This window comes from Fervidobacterium sp., assembly GCA_026419195.1.
In the GTDB taxonomy this organism is placed as follows: Bacteria; Thermotogota; Thermotogae; order Thermotogales; family Fervidobacteriaceae; genus Fervidobacterium.
Genome location: JANZZV010000003.1, coordinates 134,910 through 153,641, shown reverse-complemented (window position 1 = coordinate 153,641; position 18,732 = coordinate 134,910). Strand labels below are relative to the sequence as shown.

The following is an 18,732-nucleotide window of genomic DNA, read 5'->3' as shown; positions in this document are numbered from 1 at the left end:
ATACTTAATGAAAGTTTTTATAGTGCTCCACCAATTTCTTGATCAATTTATAAGCCCATCCAACTATTAATGACAAAACAACACCAAAGAAAGCACCGTAAATGTCTATCATAACATCATTTAAGGAAGAACCCCTGTTGTAAAAAAGCTGGTTATATTCGTCAAAGACTGCTAAAATGCCAGGCAGAGAAACTCCAAGTAACGATGCTATAGCTACATCTCTCTTCCAGACATAAAATAACAAAAAAGATAGAATACCGAAAATGAAATAGAGACCAAAATGCGCAGTCTTTCTTATAAGCATTTCTGCGGGTACATATTGGGTTTTAAACCACCACATTTTGATTTTTGTCTCTAATCTTTGGAATGCTTGTGTTCTTGAAAAATCTATCATATTATCCAATTTTTTCAAAACTCGGTATACAAAGTGTGATTGCATAGAAGAAACTTCTGGAGGTTTCGATGAAAAATAGAAGATTAAAAAAGTCCAGAGCATAAAAATTGTTGTCAATATCAAAAACAAACTGAATTTATTTGGATTTCTGGTAAAGTACTTATATTTCATTCATACCTCCACCTTACAATTTTTTCTTCAGCACCTGCATGTTTATACACTTTTAGCCAACTTTATCAAACGAGTATACCATAGTTATGTTAATTATTAATTTGCTTACAACACATGCTTGTGATTTGTGAATGCTCTTTTCAAATTTTTAGACTTTATAATATCTTAAATTGTTCTCTTATGCATCAAATTATCAATACAATAATTCATGAGTTAGGATAAGCCCAGTCATCTTGTGAAGTTGCACACAATGTCAAATTCTTCAGTATCTAATAGTATTATAACACTCATTAGTTCTAAGGTGAAATTCGTGGAAGCTGAAATGAATAATAAAAGGGGCAATGAGCCCCTGTGATATTTCTTTAATTTATTTGTCTTATTTTAAAATCTTACGCATTCCCTGCTATATCTATCTCACTAATCAAAACAGAAGGTACAACGATACCGCCGTTTCCAATAGATGCTATTAGATCTGTCCCAACATCTTCAACTTTTTGCAACAGTTCTAAGAAATTTCCGGAAATAGTTATTTGTTCGATACCTGTAGTTATTTTACCATTTTCAACCCTAAAACCTTTTGCTCCGAGTGAGAAGTTTCCTGATATAGGATTTGCTCCGGAATGCATTCCTTCGACTTCTATAATTATTACTCCGTCATTGAGCGCTTGAACAAGTTGATCGAAAGTTTTCTCACCGGGCTGAACCAGCAAGTTGATAGGTGCAATACTCGCACCTTGTGCGTTTCCAGTTGGTTCAACACCATCCTTTTTTGCAGTTTTTAAATTATGTAAGTAAGTCTTAAGTACACCATTTTCTACGATAAATTTTTCTCTCGTTGGAACTCCTTGTGTATCGAATGGGGAGGCTATTATACTCAATGGATGGCATGGAACATCTTTGATACTTAACTTCTCAGCCGCAATTTTTTCTCCAAGTTTACCTTTGAGAGGTGATAAATTCTTGTGCACATTATCCGCGTTGATCATATGAATAAATAATCCCAGAATATCTGCAAAAACATTATTCCTTAAAATAATTCTATATTTGCCACTCTTCACTGATCTTGAACCAATCAAAGCAATTGCTTCATCTCGAGCCCGTATACCAACAAAAGATGGATCAATTTGTTCGGGTTTTTTTCCAACAATAAATTCGAAAGCAGATCTTGGAGAAGTATCTTTTGCAACTGCCATTGAGTACATGAATCCACCACCGCTGGTAAATGCAACGTCAAGTCCAAGTGTATTAACGATCCTTGATTCAACCATTTGATCGCCGTATACTGCAATATCACTTAGGATGAGTTCACTTTCTCGTATTTTCTTATGTGCGCTTTCTACGTATGACAACCTTTGACTCACTGAAAGATTTTCAAATTCCATATTGTATGGCTGTATGTTCGGATAATTTCCCTTTCCATCGTAAAAGTATTCAGTGTCCTCACTATCGATTATAGAAATGTTTTCATATGCATCCTCAAAGACTCTTTCGGCTGCATCTAATGTTTCTGTATACGAGCTACCCAACTTTCCGTCCTTCAAAACAGAGACGGTTATCTTGAATTTTCCTGCGTCAGTATATTGATCCATAGTACCGTTTTGGTATCGAACTTGAAAATTTCGATTTTTTGAATAGCTTATCTGTACCTCAACGTTCTTTTCCTTCGCAAGTGCAAATATTTTGTCTTTGAAAATTTCGAAATTCGTTGTTTTCATTTATTTCGCCCCCCAACAATTATTTCTTTAACCTTTATGGTTGGTTGTCCAACATCAGCAGGTATGCTGCCGCTGTATGATCCACACATACCTTGACCTCTTGCTACGTCGTTTCCTACCATTTCTATTTTTTGAATAATTTCATAACCTTTTCCAATGAGTGTTGCACCTTTCACCGGTCTGGTAATTTTACCATTTTCTATCAAATAACCTTCATTTACAGCAAAATTGAATTCACCTGTTGCTGGATTGACGGAACCTCCTCCCATCGTTTTGGCATACAGTCCATATTCAACAGATGCAATTATCTCTTCTGGATGATAATCACCGGGCAGTATAAACGTATTACTCATTCTTGATGTAGGTGCAAATGTATAATCTTGCCTTCTTCCACTACCAGTAGAAGGCATTCCCATTCGTCTTGAGCCAAGTTTATCTATCAAATAGCTTTTTAAAACACCTTTTTCTATCAACAAGTTTCTCTGAGTTGGTGTACCTTCATCGTCTACATTCGCACTTCCCCAAGCATTTGGTATGGTGGCATCGTCAACTGCACTGACACATTCTGCAGCAATCTTTTGTCCAAGCTTCCCAGCAAAAACAGACATTCCACGTGCAACAGAAGAAGCTTCAAGGGCGTGTCCCACAGCTTCATGGAATATAACTCCACCAAATTCGTTAGAGATAACAACTGTCATTTTTCCAGCCGGTGCTGGCTGAGCATCAACCATCCTCACCGCTATGCGTGCAGCTCTTACACCTGCTTGTTCTACATCTATTCGTTCCAAAAATTCTGGTCCCATACCAGCCCCTGGTCCATAAAATCCTGATTCCATTTGACCATCCTTCATAGCAACTGCATTTATCATCAACCTTGTCCTAACGCGATTATCCGTTACGTGAACACCTTCTGAATTTGCTATAAGAACATACTGATCGTAATCCCAGTAATTTACAACTACTTGAGTAATCAATGCGGAATAATTTTTTGCTGCTTCATACGCTTTTTTCATATACCCAACTTTGGTCTGCTTTCTAACTTGCTCTGGTTTTAACAAGACAATGTGTTTATTTTCAATCTCTTTCTTTCTTAAATCAAAAAATACTTCCGGGACCTTTATTTCGCCAAGCGCTTCACCAACACGCTTTGCAACCAAGAGTACATTTTCTTTTGACAAATCGTTCGTATATCCATAAATTGCTTTATCTCCGAGAAATCCTCTTATCCCAATTCCAAACATTCTTCCAGTTTGTGCTAACTCAATCTTGCCATTTTTTAGACTAAAATTCGTTGAATATCTGTCTTCTACAAAAACTTCTGCAAAATCACCACCGTATTTCAGCACAGTATATAAAATCTCTTCAACAAAGCTCTTATCAAACATATCGAGCACGCAAAATCCCTCCTTATAATCACATGAACCATAAGTTTAAACCATACCTCAATTACTTAAGTCATCACTTAAACATGGAACACAAACAATGAATAAGTAAGTATTGTTCGTAGTGCTAACATTTTCTATATTATACAATAATTGCCATAAACAAGTCAAGTTTGCTCATTTTTTTCGAACTTATCAAATTCTTTCAAAATAACTATCAAGTTGAGAAAAGGGGATTTTCATCATAATTGGTCTTCCATGTGGACATGTAAGCAAATTTTTGTTTCTTATTTCTTGAATGAGTTGTTTTATCTCATTTTGAGAAATCTTATCACCAGTTTTTACGGCAGCCTTACAGGCTTTCGAGGCAAGTACATAAGTTAATCCCTTTGGTTTTTCAAAAGGAATCCTGTATTCTTCTAAAACTTCAAGGAAAACTTCAGCTGCATCTGTTACTTTCAAAATAGAAGGAATTTGACGTATTTCAACTTCGCCACTCCCATCTTCGAATGTTTTAATACCGAACAAAAAACCAAACTCTTCAAGTTCCTTTGAAAGTTCTTGCGCAAGTTGTAGTAAACTCTTACTAAGTCTCAAATTTATACTTAAAAGTAATTGAACAGCGTCAAAATTTCTTTCTTTGAGTTTTTCGTATATTATCCGTTCATGCGCTGCATGAAAATCCAAAATAGTTATACCATCATTTTCCTCGAAAAGTATGTATCGGTTCTTAAGTGTTATAAACTCTCTGGGTAAAGTATCCGATTCTTGGAAAAAGACAGGTTGGATCAGACTTTTAGTTTCCGAAATTTTAAATGAGTTTTCACTGCTAATTTTGTTTGGGTTGTTTTTAAAATCTGCACTGTATTCAGTTTCGAATGAATTATACGTTTTTCTCACATTTGCAACATTTTCACTTTCTGTAGATCTTATAGACTCGGAAAAGCTGCCTTTGTCTAGTTTCTCGATAAACATTGTATAGCTAGAAAACTTTCTTATGTTTTCACGCACAGTTCTTGCCAATTCATTGTAAACGATCTGTGGATCAGAAAATTTCACTTGCAACTTTTGTGGGTGTATGTTAACGTCTATCTTATCTGGTGGTACATCCAAAAAGACGACTGCGTATGGATGTTCACCTTGGGCAATTGATTCTCCATATCCTCTTTCAAGTGATAAATGTAATAAATTGTCCATAACAAAACGCTTATTGACAAAAAATAATTGACCAGTTCTATTTTTTCTTGTAAATTGCGGTGAAGAAATAATACCTGAGATCAGCACATCCTGAGTAAAATCTTGTTGAATTGATCTAAATTCCCTTACTTCTGGAAATATCAGCAAAAATCTTTCGGATAAGTTGCTTTGGTTTGTGCTATATACAACTTCGTCGTTTATTTTCAACAAAAATTTCACATCTGGTCTTATCAACATGAATTTTTCAAACACTTCTGTTACCATCCTTGCCTCTATCTTCTCTGAGGATAAAAATTTCCTGCGAGCAGGAATATTAAAAAATAAATCGTAAACTTCAACTGTTGTACCTCTTTCACGATGAGTCTCCGTTAACTTAACAATCTTTCCTGCTACAGCTTCCAATCTGTGTGCACTTAAACCATCTGATGTCGTAATTACGGTTCTGGAGACTTCGACAATAGAAGCCAAGGCCTCTCCTCTGAATCCGTAAGAATAAAGACTATAAATATCCTCTATTGAGGATATCTTACTCGTTGTGTAACGTTCTATTGCCAAGATCAAATCTTCCTTCGACATGCCAATCCCGTTATCCGAGACCTTTATATAAGATTTTCCACCATTTCTTATCTGTACCTCTATACTTGTAGCTGTTGCATCAAGGCTGTTTTCCACAAGCTCCTTAACAACGGAAGAAGGATTAACCACAACTTCACCAGCGGCTATTTTGGAAATAATATCACTATTCAATCTTCTGATGCGTTCTGACGTATGCATACCTCCCTTTTTTCAAAAATTAAATTGAAAGCCCCACGAAGGGGCTTTCAGTTGTACAAAAATTATACCATAGATAAATGTTTTTAAAGAGCGAAAAGATTACAATCCGCCAGCCAGTCTAAGAGATACACCTATACCTGGGGTCGTTGAACCCATTAAGTTTAAATCATTCGTTGTTGCCGTCAACTGTAAATCACCATTCAACAGACCAACATTGAATCCTACTCCGATTGTATGTGAATAGAAAGTTGGGAACATTCCTAGGGCATAGTAAGCTTTTAGGATTGACAGATTCAATCCAGCGTAAATCTTTGCAGCCCAATCTCCGTTAAGTGCGTATACTCCTGAAATTCCCCACATTATGAACCCATCGTTTTTGTAGTATGCTGTAATTTTTACATTGTCCATTATCTCGATAGGATTAAGTAGTTTAAAGAAAATGGGTTGAGATACTGTGTATGTTGCATCAAAAGTTATATCTGTTGCCTCTGCTTGATACTTAGCATAAGCGTTCATTGCAAATTCCAAACCGTAATTTACTTTTGCAGGTTTAACTGTTATATCTTTTATAGCAAATCCAAAATTTCGATTACCGTATCCGAATCCAAGGTTAATTCCTGCATCTTTTTCAATTAACTTCTGAACCTGCTCAAGCAGTTTCTCCGGATCTTGCAAATTGTTACCAAAATTTTGAATATCGATTGTACTCAACAAGCTTAGCTTTGCATCAACATTCAAATTTGCATACGTAGGAGTTGCCGATGAAGTGTATTTTGCATGTGCGTAAGTGTTTTGTGCATAGCTGTACGCAACGGGTATGAAGAAATTAGCATTAACAAATAAATCACCAAGTAACACATTACCACCAATCGATAGTTTTATATCTGATTTTGCAAAGTTTTGAATAGTGCTTTCAAGGTTTGTTTCAACCTTTGGCTCATTGTCAAACAGTATTTGAGAAAATGTTTTTGGAAGGCTCATATTAATCATTCCATCAACAGTAACATAGGGTACAAGTCTTAGACCGAGGAGATTCAAGTGAGCATAAGCAGTGATATTAACAGGAAGTGAAAATTTTATCCCATTTTGTATGACATGTCCCATGGTGTTTGGATTAATAAGTATCTCTTCTTCATTCAAAATAGCATTTATATTATCAAGTGTCAAAAGATTTTGGAAAAATTGCAGATCAACAATAGGTGAAATTTTAAGTAAAAACGTCCCGTCTTCTTTTAGTAAAGCAGGATTACCAAGTATTCCAAAAGGACCCAAGACTGTACCAAGTGCATATATACTCAACAAAACCACAAAAATCAAGACTGTTTTTCTCATGTTCATTCACCTTCCTTATTTTAACTTAACTTCCGTGGCTACACTTAGTTCAACAGCTATATAAGGTGCCATTGCGAGCTTTCCTGTATAGTTTAAAGACACTTTTTGGTCTTTCGGTACTATTATTTCGTAGCTTATTCCACCACTACCGAGCCTCTGCATTTGTTCTTTTGTTAAAGTAATCACTGGGTGAGCACTAGAAATGTCCGTATTCAAAATTTCGGTTGTCCCTTCTTTGAGCTTCAATCTCACACTTAACCCTGTTGTGTTATTCCATGTCTTGAATTTAAGTTCTGCTTTTTGGACAATATTTGATATCTGTTTTAATATGCTAAGATCTTGGTTAACCGGTCCACTATTTACAATGATATCTTTACCTTTTGCTGTTAAAGAGAACGGCACATCGAGGTTTAAGCTAAGTTTTATCTCGCTATTTTCGTTTAAAACACCTTCTTTTGTTTTTATTTTCGCACTAATTTGTAATATTCCTCCTTGTTTTATGAAGTTTTCTATAAGATCTCCAATGTCTTTCTCTTCACCTTTATTAATGACAACATTTGTTCCGGAGACATTCAATACAACAGTTGCAGGTATTGTTGAATTGGTGATATCGAACTTGACCTTAGCTGATATCTCGTAATCAAATTCTTTTAAGAATTCCAGATTGTTGGCAAACAACTGATCTAAGTTTAACGTTGCCAAATTATCGAATTGATATTGTTGCTCTTTTATAGATACGTTACTTATATTAAAGGTATCTATCTCTGGTGTAAATATAATATAAGCACCTTCGTTTAAGTCAACATTTGATAAGGTTATGTTATTACTTAAAGAAGGTTCTATTTTTAGTTCGAATTTATTAAATGTACTAAAATTGATATTTTTGTTAGCAGAAAGAATATGAGTTTTTTCGCTGCCACTTGTATCGTTGAAAGTAACTTCGCCAGTGCCTACTTCGAAGAAGTTCGAAGATATGTTCATCTTTAATCCATTTATACCTCTGATTTTGTATCTTATTTTCACAGCGATGTTTGCATCGAGTGAATTGACGATGGTTTTGACAAAATCAGGTATTGGATATTGGATATCAACCTTTTTATCCGCTATGAGTGAACTATCCACAACGGCACTTGCTATCTTTATAGTTTGACCGCTCGGCAAACTTGCTTGGTAAGATATGTTACTGGAAGTTACATCTGCTTCAAGGACCACTTTAATCTGCTCTGGCAAAGAAACTCCTTTGAAGCTGACTTTCACTTTCGAATCTTTTATTGTCTCACCAAAAGTTGTTGTAGCTTCTTTTAATGCTAGACCGGTGAAATTAACGACCATGTACCCACTATCGCTTGTAAAGCTAATAGATTGAACCACATCTGGTTTGGGTACATCCACTGTAAATTCAAAATTCTTCACAGCTTTTACAGTTATGTTTGGTGTTACCTTTACCTTTGGTTTTTCAGATCTAAGATCTGCACTGACAATTCCAGATAGTTGGACATTACCGCTAACTTGTATTCCTTCTCCAACTTTGAAGTAAACCTCGTTTACTGGAACCTCAACCAACAAACTATTGGAAGATTGACTCCCGAGGTTAACGCTTCCGCTTTTCAAGTTAATCGTTTGTGTTATACTACCAGAAAATCCTGGAATAATGATCTTTTCTATTATCTTTCCACCAAGTTTTAAGAGCCAATTACCCGATGCAATTGAGACATTTTGCGATGGAATATTTATGGTTATCTTCCCATCGGATGTAACATCCGACACCTTCAAATTTTTGAAGTAATTTAGCTTCAAATTCGTAAATTTTAAAGTTAAATTCCCTGATACGGTGTTTGAGCTTTTATTTTTCAGAATAAAAGATGATGTTTTCTTGATGAATAACGATATCTTAGTATTAAAAGGTCTCTCGGTACCATCGATTATAATACCAAGATTTGAGCCTCCAATACCGGAGAAGGACAATTCAATTGTACATTCTTTGAAATTAGCTTCGTCAAACGGTAACGAAGCCAGTAAATCCCCAAGCGATAGACTATCGTTCGGTCCCATCAAAATTGGAATGTTGTTAGCTAAGATTAAATTATTTATGCTTACTTCAGAAATATCGATGATACTTTCCTGGTCTTGACTGGGCATTTGTGGTAGCGATACCGTACCTTGAAGGTTTGTTAAGAAACCTTCTGTGTCAAGTTTAAAACTAAAACTCTCGCTAAAGCTCAAAAGATTACTCTTTATCTGTTCCTTTACGTCTTTCAGAATAGTACCTGGTGAATAAGAAACATCCGTAGCATATTGCAATCTCATTGGACTCTCTTTCAGGATTTTGAACTGACTGTTTCCAACACCGCTTATCAAATTGTCTAATAGCTGACTCATCTTGAAATCAAACGTTGTTATCGGAAATTCAAGGTTCTTCGTGTAATTGACAGAGACCTTTTCTGGAATTTTCTCAGGGATTCTCAAGCCGCACGAAAATATACCGAGCATCAACAAGATGACCAAAAAAGTCACACACAATCTTTTCATACTCCCACCTCCAGATAAGTGAAAAACAAAATTTAAACTGTCATCGTTAAATTAGACCAAATGTATTACCTTTTCGTTCATCTTAGAGAAAATAGCTTGTAGGAATTGAACAATCTGTGATAGAATATATTTAATGATGAATTTTCATCTGATCGTTGGAGGTAGCTGAAAGATGGCAAATTCCATTTTCAACTCAAATTTTGAAACTTTAAAAACAGCTCTTGATGTTCAGCTGAAAAGGCAAGAATTGCACGCACAAAATATTGCAAATGCCGAAACGCCAGGTTATAAAAGAAAGTACGTCGCTTTTGAAGAGTACTTACAAGAATCAAAAATGAAGCTTCAGATGAAACGAACAAATGAGAAGCACCTACCATCGATGACCAAAACCGTAGTTGCAAAAGAGGTTATCCAATCCAATACGTCGATCACAAACGATAAGAACAATGTTGATATAGACATGGAAATGACGGAGATGATAAAAGATGCTCTTAGATACCAAACACTTTCCAGACTCATGAGTAACAATATAGATAGATACAACACAGTACTAAGAAACACAAGGTAGCTTGAAAATTAAAAGCAAGTATTTAAGAACGTTTTTGTATTTTGCACTTTATAAATGGTCAAGGGGGTTTCCTTATGCAAAGCGAATTCAATATAATGAATATATCATCAACAGGTTTGTCTGCTCAAAGATTTAGGATAGAGATTATATCAACGAACATAGCTAATTCGGAGACAACAAGAACAGAAAGAGGAGAACCGTACAGAAGAAAAGTACCAGTGTTTCAAGAAGTTTTAAGAAATGTTCGTGGACGTAAGGAAAATGGTGGAGTTATGGTGAAAAATATATATGAAGATGCATCCGAGTTTAGAGTTATTTACGATCCCACACATCCGGACGCTGACGAAAATGGATACGTAAGACTTCCAAATGTAAACATTGTACGTGAAATGGTAGATATGATAAACGCACAAAGAGCTTACGAAGCAAACGCAACAGCTATAAACACAACTAAAGCTATGATAAACGCTGCCCTGCAAATAGGGAGGTGAAAGTGATGATAGAAAGAATCGGAGGGGTAAATAACCAATTTTCAAAACTTCAGAAGGCACAAGTGAAAACTGATAATAGTGAGTTTAGCAAGATGCTATCTGATGCGTTGGAATCCGTAAACGAGCAGCAAAAAAATGTCGAGAAAATGAGTGATGATTTTGCTAAAGGGAAAATAAGCAATATTCATGAACTTATTGTTGAGGCTGAGAAAGCTTCGATATCGCTCAGATTAACAGTCGAAGTTAGAAACAGGATCGTTGACGCATACAGGGAAATAATGAGAATGCAATTTTAAATGTAAGAAAATCAAAAAGCGGGAGCATCTTGCTCCCGCTTTTTTAAGATGTTTAATTTTCTATTTCACGAATGAAATCACAAGTGCAACAGTACCAAGTATGAGACCCAACCATGCAACCAAGTTTACATTATCAATCTTTTTATTTATCTCTACCTTAGTTTCTTCAATTTTCTTGTTAGTTTCTTCAATTTTCTTGTTTGTCGCTTCGTTAGCGCTTTCAAAATCTTCTTGAGAAAGTTTTGTATTTACGACATCGTAAACCATATTTACATATTCTTCTAAAAGTTCATTCCTGTTTACGAGTTTCTGAAGTTTCTCTTCGTGATTGGCATATGCTTCGCTCAAGATTGCAAGCTGATCTGATAATGTGCCAAGCGTTTCATAAATTTTAAGTATATCACTATCGTGGATGTCGAGTGTAACCTTGAGATCATCTATAGTTCCGTAAATACTACTTAGCTTTTCTTCAAGAGCAGTTTTTGTAACGTAATCGCCGAGTTTTGTGTTGATATTCTTTTCAAGATCAGAGATTTGCTTTCTAAGTAAATAATCAGTATCTCCGATCTGCGCCGCTAAACCAGTAAGAATTTCGTTTAAACCATTTATCGAATCATAAAGCTCTGTGATTGAGGCTTCAAGCATATCAACTTGCTCTCTGTCTGCTTTTGCAGATAAATTATCATATATATTAACTACATCTTGATCGTGCATGTTAACTTTGAGAGCCAAAGCTTCAACATTCCTTAATAATTCTTCTTGACCAGCAAGCATTTCACTCAACGCACTAACTTGTTCAGAAAGTGTACCAAGTGTTTCATAAATCTTAAGAATGTCGCTATCATGAATGTCGAGTGTAACCTTCAAATCTTCGATCACGCTTGTCCAATCTGTTTGCATGAGATTTCCAAGTTCTTCTTTCAGTGAGCCGATTGCAACTTCTACATACGATGTAAGTCTTGCTTCAACATTTGAAAGATTTGAAGAAAGTTCATAAAGCATGTCCCTAAGCGCAGGCATACCTGTCATAATGCTACTTTTGATGTTCAAAACATCAATTTCAAGTGCTGAAATTCTTTCCTCCATTTGAGCAACGTACTCGTCAAAATCTTCAATAGCTAGCTTTGTTCCTACAGCATCGTAGATCATATTTGCATATTCTTCAAGTAGTTCTATCCTGTTGATAATACTGCTAAGATCGGTTTGTGCAAAAGTCATTAAACCAAGAAAAACAACCGCAAGAATAATCCCCAGTTTTTTCATAACTTTCCCTCCCTTTTGAAAAGTGTGATTGAATACCTTAGGTAAATGCCACAATGCGATTTTGTAGCTTAAAATTTCGAAAGAACAACCTCGATTTTATATCCTGCTTTATATTATAGCACTTTGGAATAAGGTTTTGCAAATGTTTTTTTCTTTTTCAAAAGAGTTTATGAGCGTGAATTTAGAACATAGCATTGCTTATGTGCAAAAAGCTATAAAATACATTTGTTTTAGGCACTTGTAATAAGTTTACTTGACAACCGTCGGGTTTTATTATATGATTTATCATGCCCTTGCTCGGTTGTAGGCTTAGCCTCTACTTGGCAAGTGGACAACGTTGATGGAGGTGTAGGATATGAACAAGGAAGATATTATCAAAGAGTTTCAGATCCACGATACAGATACCGGTAGTACAGCTGTTCAAATTGCGCTCCTAACAGCACGTATAAGACATTTGACAGAACATCTTAAGAACCATCCAAAAGATTATCATTCCAGACGTGGACTTATGAAAATGGTTGGGAGAAGAAGAAAAATATTGAAGTATCTTATGAGAAAAGATCCCGAGCTCTACAAACAACTTCTTGAAAAGCTTTCTTTGAGAAAATAAATCTTTTAGAACTTAAAGTTCTTGAATAAAGGGCGGTGTAGCCGCCCTTTAATTTTGAAAACAGTTAATCACAAGTGAGGTGATATAAATGAGAAATATAGATCTTAACAAGCTTGAAACTTATGATTACTACCTTCCAAACGAACTAATTGCCCAGTCTCCCATAGAACCAAGAGATCATTCAAGATTAATGATAATTGATAGAAAAACTGGCAATATAGAGCACAAAATATTTAAAGACATTGTGCACTACATTAGCAGTGGAGATTTGTTGGTATTCAATTCTACAAAAGTTATTCCCGCAAGACTTCTTGGAAAAAAAGTAACCGGTGGAAATGTTGAATTACTTTTGCTTGAAAAGGTTGGTTGTGGGCAATGGAAGTGTCTTGTCAAACCTGGTAAAGCAGTTAAAGAAGGAAGTGAAATATTTTTTGAAAAAGATGGTAGAAAACTGTTTGCCAAATGTTTATCTCGTGCAGAAGAGGGTACAAGAATAGTGGAATTTACTGAGCGTGAAGATCATGAGATATTCTCATTTGGAACTGTTCCATTGCCGCATTACATTAAAAACGAAAATGTAGACCTTGAAAGATACCAAACCATCTACGCAAAGCATGAAGGAAGTGTTGCTGCACCAACGGCAGGATTGCATTTTACAGAAAATTTAATAAATGAACTGAAAACCCGCGGAGTTAGATTTGCAGAAATAGTACTTCATGTGGGAATCGGAACATTTAGACCTGTTAAAGTTGAAGATATAAGGCAGCATAAAATGCATGAGGAATATTATTTAGTACCCCAAGAGGCAGTGGAGGCAATAAAAAAGGTTAAGAATGAAGGAAAACGAGTTATAGCAGTTGGAACAACAACAGTTAGAACGCTTGAAACAATTGCAAGATTACCTGAAGCAAGTTCTTATTCAGGCAAAACAGGTATTTTTATCTACCCGCCCTTTGAGTTTAAAATGGTGGATGCGTTAATAACTAATTTTCACTTGCCAAAATCGTCTCTAATAATGCTTGTTAGTGCATTTGCAGGATATGAGTTAACCATGAAAGCTTACAACATAGCAGTGCAAGAAAGGTACAGATTTTTCTCATTTGGTGATGCCATGTTCATACATTAAGTTAACATTGTTAACATTTACAATCTTAACATTATTGCTGTGGCTTATGTAGTATAATCGATAATCAGGTTGTGACTTTGGAATTTCCGGAGGAAGTACATGAGGATTCTTGGTATAGATCCAGGATATGGGATTGTAGGATATGGGATAATCGAAAAGAAGGGCAACAAAATTTCGCACATAGATCATGGTGTCGTAATAACAGAAAAAGGAGAAAATTTTGAAAACAGATTAGATTTTATATACAGTCAAATTTTAGAAATTATAGAAAACTATTCACCAAATCTTGTGGCAGTTGAAAGTTTATACTTTTATAAGAATGTCAAAACCGCTATATATGTCGGTGAAGCGCGTGGGGTTATTTTACTTGCCGTCAAACATTCCAAGATACCGTTTGTTGAGTTTACACCTCACCAAGTTAAGCTTACTGTAACTGGTTATGGACGTGCTGAGAAAGCACAAATACAAAAGATAATGAAAATCTTATTGAAACTCCAAGAATTGCCAAAGCCAGACGATGCAGCTGATGCACTTGCTATCGCTTGGTGTGCCGCCGTTTTGAGTGAACAGAACTTTAGTCAAAGAATTTGAGGATTTTCCCAAGATTCAGAGGTGGTTATATGATCTATGTGTTTAAGACGGAAAAAGATTTGAAAACCATTGCCAGCAAGATAGGTATACACAATGCGAATGGTATATTAAAAAAGGTTGTATACGACAAAAAGAGAGAAGCGATTACCTTCTTTGTTGAGAAGTTTAAAGGTGATATTGAGGTTTTTAAAACCAGTTTGAGCAAATTTACAGGAGCGTACGTAGATGTTGTCATTGAATCAGATTCGGAACTTGGAAAAGATAATCTTGAAAAATTTGTTTACGAACAGCTCAATGGCTCAGGTAAATACATAGAGAGGATAGAAATAAGAGACAATGTACTTAAAATTTACGCAATAGGAGAATTTGCAAAAACACATGTACTTAAGAAATTAAAAAAAATAAAACCAAACCTTCCGTTCCAAGATTATCTTGTGGAAGTTGTGCAAACAACTATCGAGACAGATGCTAATGAAAATTCGGATGTTAATAACTTAAACCTTATTCAGCTTTCTAACATCCAAAAAAATTCAAACGTAGAAAGCGATCTTTTAACAAAGGATCACGGAGAAATCAAAGATAACATACACGAAGTGATCAAAAGTATTTATTCACCGTCAAGGATTCCAAGCGCATCTAATTCAAAGAGAAAAGTAAAGATGTACGGAAAAGTTTTCAAAATTGATAAAATAAGCGATGAACTTTTGAACATATACATTACAGACAAAAAAGATTCATTTACTCTTAAAGTATTCAATTCCAAGGTACAACTTGCTGAAGAAAAAATTTCGGTTGGGAATTGGTATATATTCACAGGTACAATTCTTCCAGACAAGAATGGTAGTCCTTTTCTAAGAATAGACAACTTTAATGAAATCCCGTCACTTGATCGTGTTGATAAGGCTTTTGAAAAACGTGTGGAACTGCACGCACATACAAAAATGAGTGACTTAGATAGTGTGATGGATATTTTCGAATACGTAAAAACAGCCAAAAATTGGGGCTGGGATGCGATAGCAATTACCGAACACGGTAATGTGCAAAGTATTCCAGAGTTTTACGATCTTGCGAAATCTCTGGGAATCAAACCTATTTTTGGCGCAGAACTTTACCTTGCAATTGATCCAAAGAAAATAATGATAAACCAGATCGATGGAAATATAGAAGATGCAACTTATGTTGTGATCGATCTTGAGACAACAGGATTAAACCCAAGAAATGATGAAATAATGGAAGTAGGTGCTGTAAAAACCTACCAAGGAAAAATAATCCAGGAATTTCATACATTTGTGAAGCCTTCGAAGGTCAATAAAAAAAGCCTTGAAATTACAGGTATAACTGAGCAAATGCTTGAGAACGCACCGGGTATAGCCGAAGTTTTGGACAAACTTCTTGATTTCTTACATGGTTGTGTAATTGTTGCCCATAACGCTGATTTTGATGTTTCATTTTTGAGAAATGTTTTCGCAAGGCACGGAATTGAATTTAACCCCCCTTACATAGACACACTTAGATTGTCGCAATCTTTATTAAGAAACAGATTAAAATCCTTTTCTCTCGATAAACTTGTAGACCACTTTGATCTTGGAACGTTTCAACATCATCGAGCATTGGATGACGCAAGGATAACCGCAGGTGTCTTTTGGAAACTCATTGAGCTTGCGAAGAAAAAGTCAATTACAACATTTGAAAGGCTCAATAAACTCGTTGAGAATATCGATCCACTAACCAAACATCCTCATCATGTTACTGTTCTTGTTCAAAACAAAACAGGACTGAAGAATTTATACAAACTCATTTCCAAGTCTCACACGGAGACGTTCTTTGTAGTACCGCAAGTATTGAAATCCGAGTTGGAAAAAAACAGAGAAGGATTATTGATTGGTACAGGTTGTTCAAATTCCGAGATATTTGAATTAGCTCTTCAGAAAGACAGAGGAGCACTCACGGAAGCTGTAAAGTTCTATGATTACATAGAAATAATGCCGCTTGATACAATATCTTCTGAAGAATTTACACTGCAAGAAGCGAAAGAAGCTTACAAGCTTTTGTATGAGGTTGGTAAAGAACTGAATATCCCAGTTGTTATGGTATCAAATGCTCATTTCATAGACCCTGAGGATATAAAGGCAAGGCAAGTACTACTTGCACCACAAAGTAATATTCAAGATTCACAGTCGAATTATTATCTAAGAACAACCGAAGAAATGATAAAAGCAGCCCTGAAAATATTTGAAGATGAGAATATTGCTCACGAAGTTGTTTTACACAATCCTAAGAAGATAGTCCAAATTATAGAAGATCTACAACCACTTGAGAAAAGACTACATCCCCCAAAAATAGAAGGCGCAGATGAAAAGTTGAGAGCAATGACATACGAAAAGGCTTATCAACTTTATGGAGACCCGTTACCTGAACTTGTTCAAAACCGCATTGAAAAGGAGCTAAACAGTATCATAGGTCATGGTTATGCAGTGCTTTACATGATAGCTCACTTGATAGTTAAAAAAGCAGGTGATGATGGTTATGTAGTAGGTTCAAGAGGTTCTGTTGGTTCTTCGTTTGTAGCTCATCTTGTAGGTATAACTGAAGTTAACCCTTTGCCTGCACATTATCGCTGCCCTGACTGCAAATATTTTGAGCTACATGATGAAGTAGGTTCAGGATACGATTTACCTGATAAGCGTTGTCCAAGATGCGGCGCAAAGCTTGAAAAAGCTGGACAAGATATACCTTTTGAAGTTTTTATGGGGTTTGAAGGAGACAAAGTACCCGATATAGATCTGAATTTTTCGGGTGAATATCAAGAACAAGCCCACAGATTTATAGAAGAACTATTTGGTAAATCAAAAGTGTTTCGTGCAGGTACAATAAGCACAATCGCAGACAAGAGCGCTATTGGTTACGTAAAAGCGTACATGGAAGATAAAAATGGAAATGTAGTCAATCCATTAAACCCTGCAGAACAAGAAAGGCTTGCCATGTACGTAACTGGTGTAAAACGAACCACGGGTCAACACCCTGGCGGACTTATGATTGTACCGCATGATTATGACATACATGATTTTACGCCGTTCCAACATCCTGCAAACGATAAGAAATCTGGGGTTTACACTACTCATTTTGCTTATGAATCAATACACGATGACTTAGTGAAACTTGATGCACTCGGGCACGATGATCCCACAATGATAAGACTGCTTTACGAATACAGTGGCGTAGATCCAATGACGGTACCTATGGATGATAAAAAAACGATCAGCATATTCTCATCTGTCAAAGTATTGAACATAGATCCTGAAGAATTGGGTACTGACGTTGGCACAATAGGTATACCCGAATTCGGTACAGATTTTGTCATGGGCATGCTTAAAGAAACAAGACCTAAAACCTTTGCAGAACTTGTGAGAATATCTGGGCTTTCACACGGAACGGATGTATGGCTTGGTAATGCTCAAACACTTATAAATAAAAAGATTGCTACACTTTCGGAAGTTATTTCCTGCCGAGACGATATAATGATTTACTTAATTCACAAAGGTGTACCACCAGCGATGGCATTTAAAATAATGGAAAACGTACGTAAAGGCAAGGGATTGAAAGAAGAAGAAGTCAAAATAATGAAAGAGCACAACGTTCCAGAATGGTTCATCGAATCATGCCAGAAGATAAAGTATCTTTTCCCAAAAGCGCATGCAGTTGCATATGTGAGTATGGCCTTTAGAATTGCGTACTTTAAAGTCCACTATCCACTAGCATTTTATGCTGCGTACTTTTCTACTAAAGGCGATGAATTTGATGCTGAATTTATACTCAAAGGTAAAGAAGCTATAAAAAGAAGACTTTCAGAACTTTCAAATAATATGAAAAAAGATGTGAAAGAGAAAAATGAAGAAAAAGTCCTTCAAGCAGCCCTTGAAATGTTACTAAGGGGATTTGGGTTCAAAAAACCGGATCTTAGAAAAAGTGATTCAAAGAGATTTATCATAGACGGAAAAGATTTAATTATACCATTCAATAAAATTCACGGTATAGGTGACAATGTGGCGGTTTCTATCGTCGAAAAAAGAAACGAGAAAATGTATACATCCGTGGAAGATCTAATAACTCGAGCTCGTGTTACAAAAGCCCAAGTAGAGGTCCTGAAGCGAATGGGTATACTTGAAAATTTACCTGAAACTGATCAGACCTTGCTTTTTGGTTGAGATCTTTTATCGTACGCATAAATACTTAATAAATCTTATTGCACAACTGCTTAATCCTATGATATAATATTCAAGCAAGGTCAACGCA

14 protein-coding genes are annotated in these 18,732 nt (G+C 35.8%); 7 read left to right on the top strand and 7 right to left on the bottom strand.

What is annotated here, in order from left to right; genetic code table 11:
* Positions 1-4: 4 nt before the first annotated feature.
* From N2Z58_02665 to N2Z58_02640, 6 genes are all read right to left on the bottom strand, one after another.
* A complete protein-coding gene (locus tag N2Z58_02665; protein ID MCX7653566.1) occupies positions 5-565 on the bottom strand; it encodes a VanZ family protein in 561 nt (186 codons plus the stop codon).
* 389 nt (positions 566-954) lie between these two features.
* Positions 955-2,280 carry a TldD/PmbA family protein gene (locus N2Z58_02660; GenBank protein ID MCX7653565.1) on the bottom strand — a complete coding sequence of 442 codons (1,326 nt, stop codon included), beginning with the start codon at positions 2,278-2,280 and terminating at the stop codon, positions 955-957.
* Positions 2,277-3,665 (bottom strand): TldD/PmbA family protein, encoded by a 1,389-nt coding sequence (locus N2Z58_02655; GenBank protein MCX7653564.1) that lies wholly within the window; start codon positions 3,663-3,665, stop codon positions 2,277-2,279. The genes N2Z58_02660 and N2Z58_02655 overlap by 4 nt, the downstream gene beginning before the upstream one ends.
* Positions 3,666-3,857: 192 nt before the next feature.
* Positions 3,858-5,633, bottom strand: a complete 1,776-nt coding sequence (gene mutL, locus N2Z58_02650) for a DNA mismatch repair endonuclease MutL (GenBank protein ID MCX7653563.1) — start codon at positions 5,631-5,633, stop codon at positions 3,858-3,860.
* Between the two features lie 99 nt (positions 5,634-5,732).
* Positions 5,733-6,965, bottom strand: coding sequence for a hypothetical protein (locus N2Z58_02645; GenBank protein ID MCX7653562.1), 1,233 nt, complete (start codon positions 6,963-6,965; stop codon positions 5,733-5,735).
* 15 nt (positions 6,966-6,980) lie between these two features.
* The gene (locus N2Z58_02640) at positions 6,981-9,494 is read right to left on the bottom strand and encodes a hypothetical protein (protein ID MCX7653561.1); all 2,514 of its coding nucleotides are present in this window, start codon (positions 9,492-9,494) and stop codon (positions 6,981-6,983) included.
* A gap of 172 nt (positions 9,495-9,666) precedes the next feature.
* Here N2Z58_02640 and flgB point away from each other — a divergent pair, with 172 nt between their 5' ends.
* The 3 genes from flgB to fliE all read left to right on the top strand — a co-directional run bounded on the left by flgB (position 9,667) and on the right by fliE (position 10,849).
* Positions 9,667-10,062, top strand: a complete 396-nt coding sequence (flgB, locus tag N2Z58_02635) for a flagellar basal body rod protein FlgB (protein MCX7653560.1) — start codon at positions 9,667-9,669, stop codon at positions 10,060-10,062.
* Between the two features lie 74 nt (positions 10,063-10,136).
* The gene (gene flgC / locus N2Z58_02630) at positions 10,137-10,553 is read left to right on the top strand and encodes a flagellar basal body rod protein FlgC (GenBank protein MCX7653559.1); all 417 of its coding nucleotides are present in this window, start codon (positions 10,137-10,139) and stop codon (positions 10,551-10,553) included.
* Positions 10,554-10,558: 5 nt separating this feature from the next.
* Positions 10,559-10,849 carry a flagellar hook-basal body complex protein FliE gene (gene fliE / locus N2Z58_02625; GenBank protein ID MCX7653558.1) on the top strand — a complete coding sequence of 97 codons (291 nt, stop codon included), beginning with the start codon at positions 10,559-10,561 and terminating at the stop codon, positions 10,847-10,849.
* A 60-nt stretch (positions 10,850-10,909) separates the two neighbouring features.
* Here fliE and N2Z58_02620 read toward each other — a convergent pair whose 3' ends face one another.
* Complete coding sequence (locus N2Z58_02620) at positions 10,910-12,112, bottom strand: hypothetical protein (protein ID MCX7653557.1); 1,203 nt, start codon at positions 12,110-12,112, stop codon at positions 10,910-10,912.
* Between the two features lie 355 nt (positions 12,113-12,467).
* On the opposite strand from N2Z58_02620, the gene rpsO reads away from it, so the two are divergent.
* The 4 genes from rpsO (at position 12,468) to N2Z58_02600 (ending at position 18,644) form a co-directional block, all read left to right on the top strand.
* Entirely contained in the window at positions 12,468-12,722 is a 255-nt protein-coding gene (gene rpsO, locus N2Z58_02615; protein ID MCX7653556.1) for a 30S ribosomal protein S15, read from the top strand.
* An 88-nt stretch (positions 12,723-12,810) separates the two neighbouring features.
* Positions 12,811-13,848, top strand: a complete 1,038-nt coding sequence (gene queA, locus N2Z58_02610; protein ID MCX7653555.1) for a tRNA preQ1(34) S-adenosylmethionine ribosyltransferase-isomerase QueA — start codon at positions 12,811-12,813, stop codon at positions 13,846-13,848.
* Positions 13,849-13,947: 99 nt separating this feature from the next.
* Positions 13,948-14,439, top strand: coding sequence for a crossover junction endodeoxyribonuclease RuvC (ruvC, locus tag N2Z58_02605; GenBank protein ID MCX7653554.1), 492 nt, complete (start codon positions 13,948-13,950; stop codon positions 14,437-14,439).
* Between the two features lie 29 nt (positions 14,440-14,468).
* Positions 14,469-18,644 carry a PolC-type DNA polymerase III gene (locus tag N2Z58_02600; protein MCX7653553.1) on the top strand — a complete coding sequence of 1,392 codons (4,176 nt, stop codon included), beginning with the start codon at positions 14,469-14,471 and terminating at the stop codon, positions 18,642-18,644.
* The last annotated feature ends 88 nt before the right edge of the window (positions 18,645-18,732 follow it).

What these genes read in the sequence shown, in the direction of transcription:
- N2Z58_02665 (MCX7653566.1), bottom strand. Translation starts at nt 565, where the DNA reads ATGAAATATAAGTACTTTACCAGAAATCCAAATAAATTCAGTTTGTTT.
- N2Z58_02660 (MCX7653565.1), bottom strand. Translation starts at nt 2,280, where the DNA reads ATGAAAACAACGAATTTCGAAATTTTCAAAGACAAAATATTTGCACTT.
- N2Z58_02655 (MCX7653564.1), bottom strand. Translation starts at nt 3,665, where the DNA reads ATGTTTGATAAGAGCTTTGTTGAAGAGATTTTATATACTGTGCTGAAA.
- mutL (MCX7653563.1), bottom strand. Translation starts at nt 5,633, where the DNA reads ATGCATACGTCAGAACGCATCAGAAGATTGAATAGTGATATTATTTCC.
- N2Z58_02645 (MCX7653562.1), bottom strand. Translation starts at nt 6,965, where the DNA reads ATGAGAAAAACAGTCTTGATTTTTGTGGTTTTGTTGAGTATATATGCA.
- N2Z58_02640 (MCX7653561.1), bottom strand. Translation starts at nt 9,494, where the DNA reads ATGAAAAGATTGTGTGTGACTTTTTTGGTCATCTTGTTGATGCTCGGT.
- flgB (MCX7653560.1), top strand. Translation starts at nt 9,667, where the DNA reads ATGGCAAATTCCATTTTCAACTCAAATTTTGAAACTTTAAAAACAGCT.
- flgC (MCX7653559.1), top strand. Translation starts at nt 10,137, where the DNA reads ATGCAAAGCGAATTCAATATAATGAATATATCATCAACAGGTTTGTCT.
- fliE (MCX7653558.1), top strand. Translation starts at nt 10,559, where the DNA reads ATGATAGAAAGAATCGGAGGGGTAAATAACCAATTTTCAAAACTTCAG.
- N2Z58_02620 (MCX7653557.1), bottom strand. Translation starts at nt 12,112, where the DNA reads ATGAAAAAACTGGGGATTATTCTTGCGGTTGTTTTTCTTGGTTTAATG.
- rpsO (MCX7653556.1), top strand. Translation starts at nt 12,468, where the DNA reads ATGAACAAGGAAGATATTATCAAAGAGTTTCAGATCCACGATACAGAT.
- queA (MCX7653555.1), top strand. Translation starts at nt 12,811, where the DNA reads ATGAGAAATATAGATCTTAACAAGCTTGAAACTTATGATTACTACCTT.
- ruvC (MCX7653554.1), top strand. Translation starts at nt 13,948, where the DNA reads ATGAGGATTCTTGGTATAGATCCAGGATATGGGATTGTAGGATATGGG.
- N2Z58_02600 (MCX7653553.1), top strand. Translation starts at nt 14,469, where the DNA reads ATGATCTATGTGTTTAAGACGGAAAAAGATTTGAAAACCATTGCCAGC.